3 protein-coding genes are annotated in these 2066 nt (G+C 62.6%); 2 read left to right on the forward strand and 1 reads right to left on the reverse strand.

Annotation, left to right across the window (positions count from 1 at the left end; all coding sequences use genetic code 11):
- Together NLR35_RS33930 and NLR35_RS33935 are read left to right on the forward strand one after the other, a co-directional pair.
- Window positions 1-179, forward strand: a 179-nt coding sequence (locus NLR35_RS33930) for a lipocalin family protein (RefSeq protein ID WP_257170893.1), incomplete at its 5' end; no start/stop codon positions are given.
- 27 nt (window positions 180-206) lie between these two features.
- The gene (locus tag NLR35_RS33935) at window positions 207-593 is read left to right on the forward strand and encodes an MAPEG family protein (RefSeq protein ID WP_257170891.1); all 387 of its coding nucleotides are present in this window, start codon (window positions 207-209) and stop codon (window positions 591-593) included.
- A gap of 70 nt (window positions 594-663) precedes the next feature.
- Here the strand turns inward: NLR35_RS33935 and NLR35_RS33940 are convergent, their stop codons facing one another.
- Window positions 664-1857 (reverse strand): ABC transporter substrate-binding protein, encoded by a 1194-nt coding sequence (locus tag NLR35_RS33940; protein WP_257170892.1) that lies wholly within the window; start codon window positions 1855-1857, stop codon window positions 664-666.
- Window positions 1858-2066: the final 209 nt, after the last annotated feature.

Here is a 2066-nt window from a genome sequence, read left to right on the forward strand (position 1 = left end):
CGGGGCACACGGTGCCCGTGGAATGGGAGATTGCGATTCCCTCGCGATCCTTCTCGATCCGCAGCAAGCCGCTCAATCCAAAGGCCTGGATGGGCACCGGCTTTTCCTATTGGGAAGGCCCGATCAGCTTCAGCGGCACGCATGAGGGCGTTGGCTATCTCGAGCTGACCGGGTATTGAAGCGCGATCTGTTCAAGGACCCTTGCGATGTATCATTTCACCGCCCTCGTCACGCTGCTTGCGATCGCCATGTTCTTTTCGACCGCCGTCTACGTGGCGGTCGCGCGCAAGAACACCGGCGTGAAGGCGCCAGCGACCTCGGGCCATCCGGACTTCGAACGTGCCTTCCGCATTCAGATGAATACGCTGGAATGGATGCCGATCTTCCTGCCGGCGCTCTGGCTGTTCGCAATCTATATCGGCGATGCGGTTGCTGCCGGCATCGGTGCGGTCTGGGTCATCGGCCGCATCGTTTACTTCGTCGGTTATGCGAAGGCCGCCGAAAAGAGGAGCGCGGGCTTCTTGATCCAGACCTTCGCCGCGTTCGCATTGTGGGCGGGGGCGCTGGGTGCGGTGGCGATGCGGCTGGTGTGAGGCAACCAATCTCACGATGTCGTCCCGGCGAAAGCCAGGACGACCTCGTGCTTGTTGAACCGGCGTTGTGTTACTTCGTCAGCGGGCAGCCGCTGTCCTTGGCGGTGAAGAAGGCCTGATCGCCGGGGACGACGGCGAGCTGCTTGTAATAGTCCCAAGGCTTCTTCGATTCCGACGGCTTCTTGACCTCGAACAGATACATGTCGTGGACCATACGGCCGTTCTCGAGCACCTTGCCGCCTTGCGCGAAATCGTCGTCGACCGGCAGCTCCTTCAGCTTCTTGGCGACCGCGTCGGGATCCTTGGTGCCGGCCGCCTTGACGGCCTTGAGATAGCTCAGGGTTGCCGAATAGGTGCCGGCCTGGATCATGTTCGGCATCCGTCCGGTGCGCTTGAGGAAGCGTTCGCCGAGATTGCGGGTCCGGTCGTTGACGTCCCAGTAATAGCCTTCGGTCAGCACCAGGCCCTGCGCGGCCTGCAAGCCGAGGCCATGCACCTCGGCGAGCGTCATCAAGAGACCGGCGAGCTTCTGGCCGCCGGAGACGATGCCGAACTCCGAGGCCTGCTTGATCGAATTGGTGGTGTCGAGGCCGGCGTTGGCGAGACCGACGATCTTTGCCTTCGAACTCTGCGCCTGCAGCAGGAAGGAGGAGAAGTCCGAGGAGTTGAGCGGCACGCGCACCGAACCGACCACCTTGCCGCCATTGGCGGTGACGATCTCGCTGGTGTCCTTTTCCAGCGCATAGCCGAACGCGTAGTCGGCGGTGAGGAAGAACCAGGTATTGCCGCCCGCCTTGGTCAGCGCGCCGCCGGTGCCGACGCCGAGCGCGCGGGTGTCGTAGGCCCAATGGAACCCGTAGGGCTGGCAGGCATCGCCGGTGAGTCGCGAGGTCGCGGCGCCGACCACGATGTCGATCTTCTTCTTTTCCTTGGACAGTTCGTGGATCGCCAGCGCGACCGAGGATGTCGTCAGCTCGGTGATCATGTCGACGTTCTCGACGTCGTACCAGCGCCGCGCGATCGAGGTGGCAAGATCCGGCTTGTTCTGGTGGTCGGCCGTGACCAGTTCGACCTTCTGGCCCAGTACCTCGCCGCCGAAATCCTCGATCGCCATCTTGGCGGCCTCGACCGACCATTTGCCGCCGTAGTCGGCATAGACGCCGGACTGGTCGTTGAGAATGCCGATCTTGACGCCCTGCGCCATCGCCGGCGCGGCCAGCAGCAGGGCGGAGGTTGCAACGGCGGCCAAAAGTGCTGATTTCATTCTGATTTGCTCCCAGTCGTTTCTGTTTCTGAAATCGGGCGGATATTAGTGACAAACACCACACCTGCCCATCCATTGCATGTTGGCCGTTAGTATGGAGACGGCCGCGCAGTCACGGGGCCGGACCGGCCCTCGTCCCAGCACCGTGGAGGAACCGGGTCGGAGAAAGCAGCGTCTTCGCACATGACGACCGCGATCGGCTCGGCTAG

The sequence above is a fragment of the Bradyrhizobium sp. SRS-191 genome, assembly GCF_024586915.1.
Classification (GTDB): domain Bacteria; phylum Pseudomonadota; class Alphaproteobacteria; order Rhizobiales; family Xanthobacteraceae; genus Bradyrhizobium.

Excerpts from the sequence above, each read along its gene's own strand:
- NLR35_RS33940 (WP_257170892.1), bottom strand. The coding sequence starts at position 1,857 with ATGAAATCAGCACTTTTGGCCGCCGTTGCAACCTCCGCCCTGCTGCTG.
- NLR35_RS33935 (WP_257170891.1), top strand. The coding sequence starts at position 207 with ATGTATCATTTCACCGCCCTCGTCACGCTGCTTGCGATCGCCATGTTC.